Source organism: Flavobacterium sp. GW821-FHT11G01, assembly GCF_058808175.1.
In genome coordinates this window covers 76,762-87,989 of the sequence record NZ_JBXARK010000015.1, presented here as the reverse complement: position 1 = coordinate 87,989, position 11,228 = coordinate 76,762, and the positions used below count along the sequence as shown (strand labels likewise).

The 11,228-nt window shown below is 34.6% G+C and carries 10 protein-coding genes; 8 read left to right on the top strand and 2 right to left on the bottom strand.

The annotated features are described in order from the left end of the window. Positions 1–323 precede the first annotated feature (323 nt). Positions 324–1,784 carry a sialate O-acetylesterase gene (locus AC1RRN_RS21025; protein ID WP_492969190.1) on the bottom strand — a complete coding sequence of 487 codons (1,461 nt, stop codon included), beginning with the start codon at positions 1,782–1,784 and terminating at the stop codon, positions 324–326. Between the two features lie 312 nt (positions 1,785–2,096). On the opposite strand from AC1RRN_RS21025, the gene AC1RRN_RS21020 reads away from it, so the two are divergent. Continuing rightward, complete coding sequence (locus tag AC1RRN_RS21020; protein WP_492969189.1) at positions 2,097–2,543, top strand: YybH family protein; 447 nt, start codon at positions 2,097–2,099, stop codon at positions 2,541–2,543. A gap of 2 nt (positions 2,544–2,545) precedes the next feature. Here AC1RRN_RS21020 and AC1RRN_RS21015 read toward each other — a convergent pair whose 3' ends face one another. Next, positions 2,546–3,367, bottom strand: coding sequence for a helix-turn-helix domain-containing protein (locus tag AC1RRN_RS21015; protein WP_492969188.1), 822 nt, complete (start codon positions 3,365–3,367; stop codon positions 2,546–2,548). A gap of 376 nt (positions 3,368–3,743) precedes the next feature. On the opposite strand from AC1RRN_RS21015, the gene AC1RRN_RS21010 reads away from it, so the two are divergent. The 7 genes from AC1RRN_RS21010 (at position 3,744) to AC1RRN_RS20980 (ending at position 11,226) form a co-directional block, all read left to right on the top strand. Further along, positions 3,744–6,404, top strand: a complete 2,661-nt coding sequence (locus AC1RRN_RS21010; protein ID WP_492969187.1) for a sigma-54-dependent Fis family transcriptional regulator — start codon at positions 3,744–3,746, stop codon at positions 6,402–6,404. A 273-nt stretch (positions 6,405–6,677) separates the two neighbouring features. Continuing rightward, positions 6,678–7,433: an SDR family oxidoreductase gene (locus tag AC1RRN_RS21005; protein WP_492969186.1), complete on the top strand. Its 756-nt coding sequence runs from the start codon at positions 6,678–6,680 to the stop codon at positions 7,431–7,433. Between the two features lie 201 nt (positions 7,434–7,634). Beyond that, on the top strand, positions 7,635–8,516 hold the full coding sequence (locus AC1RRN_RS21000; RefSeq protein ID WP_492969185.1) for a pirin family protein: 882 nt from the start codon (positions 7,635–7,637) through the stop codon (positions 8,514–8,516). A 39-nt stretch (positions 8,517–8,555) separates the two neighbouring features. Then, positions 8,556–8,747, top strand: coding sequence for a hypothetical protein (locus AC1RRN_RS20995; RefSeq protein ID WP_492969184.1), 192 nt, complete (start codon positions 8,556–8,558; stop codon positions 8,745–8,747). 37 nt (positions 8,748–8,784) lie between these two features. Continuing rightward, the gene (locus tag AC1RRN_RS20990; protein WP_492969183.1) at positions 8,785–9,141 is read left to right on the top strand and encodes a YciI family protein; all 357 of its coding nucleotides are present in this window, start codon (positions 8,785–8,787) and stop codon (positions 9,139–9,141) included. Between the two features lie 85 nt (positions 9,142–9,226). Next, on the top strand, positions 9,227–10,237 hold the full coding sequence (locus tag AC1RRN_RS20985; RefSeq protein ID WP_492969182.1) for a bestrophin family protein: 1,011 nt from the start codon (positions 9,227–9,229) through the stop codon (positions 10,235–10,237). Positions 10,238–10,326: 89 nt separating this feature from the next. Continuing rightward, on the top strand, positions 10,327–11,226 hold the full coding sequence (locus AC1RRN_RS20980) for an alpha/beta hydrolase (RefSeq protein ID WP_492969181.1): 900 nt from the start codon (positions 10,327–10,329) through the stop codon (positions 11,224–11,226). Positions 11,227–11,228: the final 2 nt, after the last annotated feature.

The window sequence follows — 11,228 nt, the reverse complement described above, 5'->3', positions numbered from 1 at the left end:
ATTGGTAGACACGCTGGACTTAAAATCCAGTGAACAGCAATGTTCGTGCGGGTTCAAGTCCCGCTCTGAGTACTAAAAAGGTCAATTAGCTAATTAATGCTAATTGACCTTTTTTTATGCGTTAAAAAATACTATACTTATTATTGCTATTATTTAATATTCTTAGCACTTCTGTAATTTTAGATGACTTTGACTTGTAATGTTATACATGTTTCTAGAGTACAATTCTTATTTGCTTAAGCCAAAACTAAAGTGATTTAGATCCTAACACATACTGTTACGGAAAAGTATATATTTCTTCTTCTTATTATATATTGGTCTGATTAAAAAAGGTTGTCCCACGGATTATCTGTCCTGAAAGGAACAGCAGGAAATCCTTCTTTGTTTATGAAATTGGATCGTGCGGTTTCGTTCCAGCCAAAACGAACAGAAACGGGATGCGGAACTTCAGGTGTAAAAAGAATTATTTTATTGTCTTTTATTTCTGCTTGAGCCGGGTTAAATTTCCCATCTTTTCCAGCAATGCTGAACCAGCTAAGTGGTTTTCCGTCACGGCTTGCCAAACCACTTCCTGTATTTGAAAAAGTGATTACAATAGTGTGGTCTACGGTTTTCATTTTTTTATAGACTGGTCCGGAACAAACAATACTTTTTTGCCCGTAAGCCTTATTTGCGGCAACAAGACTCAATCGGCGGCCCACTTCCCATTTGTATCCTGGATGCAGATCTGCGATACTATCTACTAAATCGGTAATCGCAATTGTACTGGTATTTTTCAAATGCAGGGCAAGTCGTTGTGATTCCCAGAATTCGGGAAGATTTTCGGAACTATGAAGACGATCATCTTTAGTAGTAGAATAAGCGTAGGGAGCAATTTGAACAAAGTAAAAAGGAAGGTTTTTATCGTTCCAGTCGCTTCGCCAACTTTGTATCAGTGTTTTAAATTTATAGGCATAACGAATGTTTTCATTTAGAAAACAATTAGATTCTCCTTGATACCATAGAAATCCTTTTAATGCAAAAGGAATTAGTGGTTGTATCATCGTATCGTAAAATTTACCAGGATCACCGCCATCAGCGCTAAGTTTATCTAGTGTTTTTCCATTTTTCATTTTAGGTGATATTTCCATTTTTGAAGCCTCAATCCAGGGTTCAATCCTACTGCCGGGCACTGCCGCAGAAATCATTCCGATGGGAACATGTAATTTTGAGTACAAGTCTTTTGCAAAATAATAACCTACAGCCGAAAAATCAACTAGTGGTTTTCCTATTGCGGCATCCCAGCCCAAATGTTCTGGACTTGGATCCATATATTTTCGACGATCCAGAAAAATACGGATATTAGAATTATTGGCAGTATTTAAATCATCTTCTGGTGGTTTGTTGCCCTTCACCGCTGATTCGAATTTACTGTATTTTCGCATGGCATATTCCATGTTTGACTGGCCTGAGCAAAGCCAGACTTCTCCGATCAATATGTTTTTCAGAATAATTGTATTTGTTCCTTTTATGATCATTTCGTGTGGTGTAAATGATGCTTTCATAGGCTTAAGTTTCACTGACCATTTGCCAGAGTTGTCAGCAAATGTTGTTTTATTTTGTCCGGCAAAATCTACAGATATTTTTTCGCCTGGATTTGCATTTCCCCAAACGGGTATATCTTTTAGTTGTTGTAAAACCATATTGTGTCCCAAAATTTTTGGGAGTGTAACCTGACTAAAAAGATTGAAACTACATAGAAGCAAAATACTTAATAATGAAAAAGTCAATTTATTGGAATACATATTTTTCTTTTGTTATAAAATTACCAGTATAGAAGAGTGTCTGATGCCACCTTTTTCTAATAATGGCACATTCTATTGATTTCTGAAATTAGTTTAGATTATGATTAGTTATAGTTCTTTAACTAATTGTTTTTTTGATTGTTAATTTCAAAAATAAATAAATATAGCTTCGTATGCATCCTGTTGTATCCTGAAGAATTTTATCAAAATTGTACTTTGATTTTTATAAGGTTTTGAAATAACAGCTGTTCGTAATTTTACAATTTTTTGCCTGCAGGAACGACTTACTTTGTTTGTATAAAAATTAAAATCATGAAAAAAGAACTTATTTTAAAAGTGTTATTGATGTTTACCTTTTGGTGTAACGCTCAAACAACAGATTCTGGATTAAAGGCTGCAAGAAAAGCTATAGAAGCCAGCAATGAGATCTATGCAGACCTCGCAAACAAAAATGATGGATCTATCCTTACCAGGTATACCGATGACGCCTGCCTGTTTCCTCCAAATGCTGCACCCTTATGCGGAAGTACTGAAATGGCCTCATTCTTTAAAGGGGGACCAAAGGTACATGTTAAATTTTCTATCCAAAACCTGTATGGGGATGGTAAAACGTATGTAACTGAGGAAAGTTATTATGAGATGACAGATTTAGAAGGTAAAAAGCTGGATGATGGAAAGGTGATTGTTATCTGGAAGAATACAAAAGATGGCTGGAAGATGTATCGGGATATGTTTAGCAGCAACCATTTGCCGAAATAAAGCTAGAAACCAATGTTTACAGCCTGTTGAAAATCTATGCCATTTTTTATCAGTGAACTTCTGGATGCAGAAGGAATGATACCTGTAAACTTTCTGAATTCTTTAATAAAATGAGCTTGATCATAATACCCGCAATCGTAAGCAATCTCGGTTAACGATTGCGAGGTGTTAAGTACCAATTGCAAGCTCTTGTTAAACCGCATTAGTGAAGTAAAGGCTGAAGGACTGACACCAATATTAGCAAGATAAAGTTTTTGTATATATCTTTCCGATAATCCCGAATTACGAGACAGTAAAGGTAAATTTAATGTATGATAATGATCGAAAACAAGTTGCTGATTGAGAGACTTAACCATTAATATTTTCTTTAATCGGGTTTCATTTTTTTTCAGTTGTTGAAGAAAGTAGTTTTCTAAAACCATGATTTTGGCGCTGAGTTTATTAACTTCCATGATGCGATTGTATAATTCCCTACTTTCATTCAATGCTACATCGTACATATCGGTTGCATAGTTAGTGAATTCAGAGAGAGGATCGGAAAAGAATAATGCACTGGCATGCGGATAAATACGTGCGATTAGTATTGAAGTGCCCTCTGCTACTGTAAGTCGAGTTGGAAGGGTGAGATGTCCTAATAGCTCTATCGCTGGTGTATCTTTTCGTTTGCCGTTGATAATAGTAGCAGCTGCACCTTCAGAGATATTAATTATAAAGTCTACATATCCACTGGGGTAAAACACCTCGTTTTCCAGATGTTTGTTAATCGTAACAATAGTATAATTTTTTATGTATGGCGCTAAATTAGCGGAAGGTAAAATCTCCATATAATTAATTTTTTATCTAGTGCTTCATGATGTTGACACGAAATTTAAGATGCCAATTTTAAGACATTTTATAGTAAGTAATTATTTTAATATTTAACTCGTTAAAAATGAATATTATAACTGTTTTTTTAATAATTCAAAGTTAAATAATTTAATATCAAACCGAAAATGTCATGTCAATATTTTTGATATTTACAGCTGAAAATCATAATATTAAGTTATTATAATTTGCAAAAGATATTAAATATGTAGCAGCTCGTAGCTGGAAAAGTCAATTTTAATCTTTGCTCTATATTGATTATATTTATAGCATTCGAGAAATTTGGTATAAAAAGAAAGCTACTGCTTGATTTTTATATAAAAGCAGGCAACAAAAATGAAAAAAAGAAAAAATGATGATTCAATTGATGATCCGCTGTCCGATCATATAGAAAATTCTGGTATAAAATCGGAGAAAGATTTTCTTGAATTCGAGAGAAACATTTTATTGGAATTAGGAAAAGACATTACTAAGGTCAGAGAAAAGAAAGATTTGATTTTTTTATTGTCTAAAAGGTTAAAAAGCCTTTACTATTTTACGCATACTGTGGTTACTGTGATAGATCATAAAGACGAGACTTATATGGGATTTTTGCTCGATAAGGCTACTGATAATATTTTAGAACCAACAGCGTATGCCAAATTACAAAAAACACACTTTACAATACACGAACCTTTTATAAAGACAGTTCTGGCTTCTGATAGCCCTATATCTTTTTTATTGGAAGATGTTAAGGATGAACCCAACAGCCCTTCATTTTTGCAAGTGAGTTACGAAGGCGGTATTAGGGAAATATTAATGACCACTTTATGGATTGAAGATAAACCACTTGGTTTTTTACACACGTATTCTGATAGAACTGACAGTTTTACAAAAGATTTTAGAAGCATTCTAAAAGGTATTGCACCACAGCTTTCAATTGCGGTTTCTAATATTATTAAAAATGAAGAACTGGAGAAGAAGGAAAAAGAAAAGTCATTTTTGCTTGATTTAAGTAATGATATTTCAGAAGTTAGAAATAAAGAAGATTTGGCAATTGCAGTTCGCACTGCATTAAAAAAAATAAATCCGCTTCGTGGATATGTAATCCGAAAATTAAACGATGACGGCATTTCACTCAGTCCTTACATTTATGACGAAGATATTACTACAGCCGATCATCCCGTTTTAAATGAAATACTGCAATCAAAATTTCCTATAAATGATGGACTTCAAAATAGAGTACTCGATAGTTACATTCCGTTGCTGTTTAATACTGACATCGAAATTGCCCGAGGAATAACGTCTCAATACCTCTTTTTTTGGAAAGAAATGGGATTTACAAGAATGGTAGGTATTGCGCTTCGTAATGGCGAAGTTGTCTTAGGAATTTTATGGCTTGCGATTGAAGAAATTAATATTTCGTTGCTGCAGGGTATTTGTTCGCAAATTTCTACGGCAATGTCAAATATTATAGCTAATGAATCCTTAGAAAATAAAAATAATCAACAGTTTGTTTTACTGCAATTTAGCAATGAAATAGCAGGAGTACGAACCAAGGAAGATTTGCAAAATGCGATAATTAATGTGCTCCGTGATCTTCTGGATACCAAGTTGGCAATGCTTAATGTTTTTGATGATGACGGAATAGGATTAAGCCCGTATATGTTTGATAAAACTTTGTTTGAAAAAGCTGAAATAGATTTTGATAACATGGCAGCCGTAAAACTCGATATTCACGAACCTTATACCGCACAGGTTATCAAAAGTAATAGTGCAGTTATTTTTAATGTTGAAGAAGAATTACGACTTACCAATTCTGGTTTTGCACAACTTTGGAAAAAAGTCGGTTTTGAAAATGCTTATGGAGCTTTATTAAAAGTAGGAAATTCGAATATTGCCACCATGTGGTTATTGGCAGACAAACTAGATCCATCGATTCTAAAAGGAATTTGTTCACAAATATCAGTAGCGATTGCTAATATTCAGGCAAATGAAAAGCTTCTTTTGTATAAACAGCAACTGGAACATGAAAATGTTTATTTGAAAGAACAAATCAAAAACATTTACAATTTTACCGAAATTATAGGAAGCGGAAAACAAATGCAGAAAGTATATCACTTAATGTCGTTAGTTGCCGAATCTAATTCGACGGTTTTAATTCTTGGTGAAACAGGAACCGGTAAGGAATTGATTGCGAGAGCTATTCATAATGCTTCGCACCGAAAAGATAAATTGATGATTAAAGTAAATTGTGCCGCAATGCCTGCAAACTTAATCGAAAGTGAATTGTTTGGTCATGAAAAAGGAGCTTTTACGGGAGCAACAGAAAGGAGAATTGGGAAATTCGAATTAGCCAATAACAGCACTTTATTTCTTGACGAAATAGGTGAGATGCCGCTCGAAGCACAGGTAAAATTATTGCGCGTTATTCAGGAGCGTGAACTAGAACGTGTTGGAGGAAAAGATACTATAAAAGTTGACGTGAGAATAATTGCAGCGACAAATCGTAATCTGGAAGAAGAAGTAGAAGCCGGAAAATTTCGCTCAGATCTTTTTTACAGGTTAAATGTTTTTCCAATTTATTTGCCCGCACTTCGTGAGAGAATGGAAGATGTAGAAGCTCTTTCTAATTTCTTTCTTGCCAAATACAATAAAAACAATGGAAAAAATATAAGCCGTATTGCACCAAAAGCCATGCAGCAATTACACAGTTATTTATGGCCTGGAAATGTACGTGAACTAGAACATCTTATTGAAAGAAGCGTACTTATGACTACAGATAATATCTTGCGCGAAGTTTATCTTCCTAAAAAAACAGATAAAAACGATGCCGAAGAAAACATCTTTAGTAAATCGTTGGAAGAAATGGAACGTCTTTTTATTATTAGTGCCTTAAAAAGATGCAACGGAAAAATTTCCGGTGCAGGGGGTGCAGCCGAAGTTCTTGATATTCCGGGAAATACATTGCATTCTAAAATGAAAAAACTCTCAATAACGAAGTCAGAATATTTTTAAATTATTTATTCTTCAAAACAAAATGCCCATTACTTATAAAAAAAGTAATGGGCATTTTTGTTTAAAGTCATTTTTAAATAATAATCCAATACTTTATTTCTGGTTTTCACTATATAAAGTGAAAGTCGAAATGATTTCCCTTTATAAGAGGAAATTCTAAATATAACTTTTGATGTAACTAATTTATTTGTAGTATTTTAAATGGATGGCACACAAATTGGCTATTACTAAATGAAAATGACAACGAAATCATAACATTTAAAAACACACATCATGAAAATTTTAGTAATTGGCGGAACAGGATTAATTGGAACAAAAGTAGTAAACAAATTACGTGATCAGGGACACAACGTAATATCAGCAGCACCTTCTACAGGTATTAATACCATTACAGGTGAAGGACTTGCAGAAGCGGTAACGAACACAGATATCGTAATTGATTTAGCTAATTCACCATCATTTGCAGACAAAGAAGTTTTGGAGTTTTTTGAAACTTCAGGAAGAAATTTATTAGCAGCAGAAATTAATGCAGGTGTAAAACATCATATTGCACTTTCTGTAGTAGGAACAGATCGTTTACAGGAAAGTGGTTATTTTAGAGCTAAACAGGCTCAGGAAAATCTAATCAGAAAAGCGGGAGTACCTTTTACGATTATTCATTCTACACAATTTATGGAATTCCTTGGCGGAATTGTAGCATCTGCACATGAAGGCGGAAGTGTTACTATTTCTCCGGCAAAAATTCAACCAATCGCATCAGAAGATGTCGCATCAATAGTTGTAGAACTTGCACTAGGAAATCCATCAAACGGAATTGTCGAAATTGGAGGACCGGAACGTTTTAAACTATCAGAACTTCTTCAAACTTATTTGACAAAAACAAACGACTCTCTTAAAGTTATTTCAGACGAAAGTGCCCTATACTTTGGAGCGCCTCTAAAAGAACTTACGCTTGTTCCCGCTGATACGGCAAAACTAGGGAACATCACTTTTGAAGAATGGTTTCCTAACCGTCCTCAAAGAGCATAATCAAAATATAAATGGCTTCGATGCCCGTTGAAACGAAGATGACGGGTAGGCAGTTTGTCGAGGCGGTTGTAATGGGAGTGTACTTTCCACCCGTTCGTACACATTAAAATCCTACGTCAGCGTAATAATTGTGAAAATCTGATCAACAACACGGCAAATCAATGGGCAGCGGTGCAATTTTAAACCTTTAAATGAATTATTATGAACAAATTAGTACTATCAACAGTAATCACGCCCGAAGTGCAGGGAGATGAACAATTTTTTGCAAGAAAAGCAAGAGCAAAAGATTTTGACGGACTTATGGATCCCATCATTGGATTTGATCATTTTGAGTTAAAACATGATATTTTCGGACCACATCCTCACGCCGGAATGTCGGCTATCAGTTATGTTTTTGAAGATTCAGCTCCTTATCATAGTGTCGATTCCCGTGGAAATAATATCGTAATTACCCCTGGAAGTTTGCTTTGGACATACGCCGGAAAAGGTGTTGTACATTCAGAATTTCCTGTTCCGGACGGCGCAACTGTTGAAGGCTTACAATTGTTCGTAAATATTCCAGCCAATAAAAAACAAGAAGACCCGAAAAGTGTTTTTATCGACAAATCTGAAATTCCTGAAATAAAAGAAGAAGGTGTTCGAGTAAGAATAGTTTGTGGTGAAACAGGATCTGTAGTAAATAAAATAGAAACTCCGGAAGAACTTACCATGTTGCATATTTTTCTGGAAGCAGGAAAAGAGTTTTCGCACCAGCTTCCGGCACAATGGTCGGGAACCGTTTTTGCCATTGAAGGTTATTTTGATTTTATGACAAACCAAACCACGATTGAACTCGAAGAAGGAATGATAATTTCAATGGCTGAATCTGATTTTGAGGAGCCATTAAAATTCATCGGAATCACAAATTGTCAATTATTGTTCATTTCGGGCAAACCGTTACACGAACAATTATTTTCTAAAGGCGCTATGGTAATGGATTCTGAAGAAGCTTTGCTAAATGCTGCCGAAAATTATAAAAACGGAAAAATGGGTTTTATCGAAATGGAAGGCGAAACCAGAAAAGTTATTAAACCAGTTTTTTAAGCAATTAATAATTCATAATTAACAATTAAAAAATGAGCCATGAAAATTATCAATTTTTTTAGATTAATCGGCTTGTCGAAAACAACAAGTTACATTATTGAACCAGGAAGTGAGGCAGAAGTGCATCATCATGATTCAACTGACGGAAGCGAATTGCTGGATGAAACACTTCATATGAAAGAACAGCCTTTTGAAGAAAATGAAGACGAAGATTATTCTTCGATATTTTAAATAATAAACAATTTACAAACCTTTAAATACAATTATTATGCAAGAATTTTTAGTAGTGGTCCACAGAGACCTAACAAGCGAAAACCCAGTACCAACTCCAGACCAAATGAAAGAAGCGATTAAACCATATCAGGAATGGATTGCAGGAATTGCAGCTCAGGACAAATTGGTAGCGCCGCCAAAACGTTGGGACTTAGATGGAAGAGTGATTAAACATACCAAAATGGGAAATCATATTACTTCTGGTCCTTATGGACACGGAAAAGAATCAATAGGAGGTTTATTTCTTATTAGATCTAATGATTACGACGAAGCAGTTAAAATAGCAGAAGCTTGTCCAATTATCCAATATGGAGCAATTGTAGAGGTTCGTATGTCAGTTCCCGTAGCTTAAAACAAGAATAAGCATGTCTAAAAATAATAGACATGCTTATTTTTCAATTAAATCTATTTGTAAATCAGTTTTAAAGTAGGATAAAATGTACACAGGTAAATCATATAAGCTTTTAGAATTTATTATCTGGACAAGAAAAAGTATTTACTTATTAGTGATAATGAGTATAATACCAACGGTTTTATATGAATGTTTTGAATTAAAATGGTTGGGAATTTCCTGGACAGTTGTTGCTTTATTAGGAACAGCGACAGCTTTTATAGTTGGTTTTAAAAATACCCAGACCTACAACAGAACGCTGGAAGCACAACAAATCTGGACACAAATTTTAAGCACAAGCCGATCGTGGGGAATTATAAGCCGGGATTTTATAACCAATTCTGAAAAATCAAAATTGCTCATTTATCGTCATATGGCATGGCTAACGGCATTGCGTTATGAAATGCGATCGTATCGTGTTTGGGAAACAACAAGAAGAAAGCACAATGCTGAATATCAGCAATATTATTATGTCATACCGGAAAATGAAATTAGTTTTAAAGATGAATTGTCTAAATTTCTTTCTCCGACAGAATTAGAACAAATTCTAAAAGCAAAAAATAAAGCCACGCAAATTATGGCAATGCAAAGCAAAACGTTAAAAGAACTTTATGATAATCAGGAAATTGTTGTACTTCAGTTTGTTGATTTTCAAAGAACAATAAAAGACTTTTTTACACAACAAAGCAGAAGCGAACAATTGAAAGATTCTCCATATCCGAGACAATATGCCATTATAAATACTTTATTGGTTCAGTTGTTTTGTATACTGTTGCCTTTTGGATTATTAAAAGAATTTGATAAATTAAATGAAAGCATCAATGGAATTATGCACGGCAATATGGTTTGGTTTGTTATTCCGTTTAGTGTAATTATTTCCTGGATGTATACATCGTTAGGACAAGTTGGAGAAAGTACTGAAAATCCTTTTGAAGGAAATGCCAATGATGTACCCATTTCTAAAATCTGTAAAATCATAGAAATTGACCTTAGAGAAATTTTAGCAGAAGATAATCTGCCTGAATTTACTCAACCACAGCATGATATCATTTTATAAGAATTTCAATTTTAAAACTTCAGATAAAAATTAAAATAGCTTTCACAAAAGCTAAATAAGCAGCACAAACTATTTAATCTCTTAAAATCATGGAAAAGTATAACCACTCTTCACTGGAAATTAACTTTCCGGCCAGTCCTTTTTATGGTCAATTTTCAACACAAGAACAGCTTGATGCCGAATACGATGTTGAAAAAGCCGTGCCCAATTTTCCGGAATATATTAACGAATTTATTAGCAATAGCATAGAAGCGCGCAAAATTCTAAAAGAAAGAATAGTAGTTGCTTACGGTCCGACTTTAATGGAAAGGCTAACCGTTTATCCTGCTAAAGAAGCCGGCGCACCAGTCTTAATTTTTATTCATGGCGGTTATTGGAAAATTGGCTTGGGAGATGATTATGATTTTGTAGCGTTAGGTGCTGCTAAAGCTAATTTTACAGTTGTAATTGTCAATTATGATCTCGCACCAAAAGTGAGCATCCCGGAAATGGTACGACAAATAAGAGCTACGATAGCGTGGACAAGTCAGAACATTTCAGGATTTAATGGAAATCCGAAACGAATATTTGTTGCAGGACATTCAGCCGGAGGACATCTTGCAGCCATGTCGGCCACAACAAATTGGTTAGATTATGGATTGGCCCAAAATACGATTAAAGGGATTTTGGCCGTAAGCGGACTTTTTGATCTCGATCCTGTTTCACACACTTTTGTACAACCCTCAGTGCGTATTACGGCAGAACAAATTCTTTCTTCAAGTCCAATTCGATTAATTGTTCCGAGTGAAATCCCATTAATTATTGCCTGGGGAGAAAAGGAAACTGCAGCTTTTAAAACACAATCTTCAAACTATCTCGAAGCCTGGCAAAAGGCAGGAAACAAAGGCAATTCACTAATTATTTCCGGGGCAGATCATTTTAGTATTCTCAGGGAATTTATGAAAGAAGATGGATTGCTGACCAAAGCAGTTATTGCTCTTTCTGAATAATA

Bases quoted from the DNA above. Each gene is read 5' to 3' on its own strand.
- AC1RRN_RS21005 (WP_492969186.1), top strand. From the start codon at position 6,678: ATGAAAATTTTAGTAATTGGCGGAACAGGATTAATTGGAACAAAAGTA.
- AC1RRN_RS20985 (WP_492969182.1), top strand. From the start codon at position 9,227: ATGTACACAGGTAAATCATATAAGCTTTTAGAATTTATTATCTGGACA.
- AC1RRN_RS21025 (WP_492969190.1), bottom strand. From the start codon at position 1,784: ATGTATTCCAATAAATTGACTTTTTCATTATTAAGTATTTTGCTTCTA.
- AC1RRN_RS20990 (WP_492969183.1), top strand. From the start codon at position 8,785: ATGCAAGAATTTTTAGTAGTGGTCCACAGAGACCTAACAAGCGAAAAC.
- AC1RRN_RS21000 (WP_492969185.1), top strand. From the start codon at position 7,635: ATGAACAAATTAGTACTATCAACAGTAATCACGCCCGAAGTGCAGGGA.
- AC1RRN_RS20995 (WP_492969184.1), top strand. From the start codon at position 8,556: ATGAAAATTATCAATTTTTTTAGATTAATCGGCTTGTCGAAAACAACA.
- AC1RRN_RS21010 (WP_492969187.1), top strand. From the start codon at position 3,744: ATGAAAAAAAGAAAAAATGATGATTCAATTGATGATCCGCTGTCCGAT.
- AC1RRN_RS20980 (WP_492969181.1), top strand. From the start codon at position 10,327: ATGGAAAAGTATAACCACTCTTCACTGGAAATTAACTTTCCGGCCAGT.
- AC1RRN_RS21020 (WP_492969189.1), top strand. From the start codon at position 2,097: ATGAAAAAAGAACTTATTTTAAAAGTGTTATTGATGTTTACCTTTTGG.
- AC1RRN_RS21015 (WP_492969188.1), bottom strand. From the start codon at position 3,367: ATGGAGATTTTACCTTCCGCTAATTTAGCGCCATACATAAAAAATTAT.